This window comes from Hungatella sp. SL.1.14, assembly GCF_024460495.1.
Lineage (GTDB): Bacteria > Bacillota > Clostridia > Lachnospirales > Lachnospiraceae > Hungatella > Hungatella hathewayi.
This window is the reverse complement of the sequence record NZ_JANFYJ010000387.1, coordinates 1-298: the sequence shown is the minus strand read 5'-3', so window position 1 is coordinate 298 and position 298 is coordinate 1. Positions and strand designations below refer to the sequence as shown.

The following is a 298-nucleotide window of genomic DNA, read 5'->3' as shown; positions in this document are numbered from 1 at the left end:
CAATGGCACTCACCATGACGGCAGCCGCTCTGGCCGGCTGTTCTTCTTCCTCTTCCGCACCGGCAACAACAGCGGCACCGAAGAGGGAAGCCGGCAGCGAGGCGTCAGGGGATACCCTGGCAGCCGGGTCTGAGGAAAAAAAGGGCGGCGGAAAGTTAGTGGTTTACTCTCCCAACTCTGAAGGAGTGATGAACGCGACGATCCCGCTGTTTGAAGAAAAATACGGCGTTGACGTGGAAGTGATCCAGGCCGGCACCGGAGAACTGGACAAACGAATCCAGTCTGAGAAAAATGATCC

The 298-nt window shown here is 57.0% G+C and carries 1 pseudogene; it reads left to right on the top strand.

The window, feature by feature from the left end:
• Positions 1 to 2 precede the first annotated feature (2 nt).
• Positions 3 to 298: pseudogene (locus tag NE473_RS31485) on the top strand (iron ABC transporter substrate-binding protein); the annotation flags it as partial.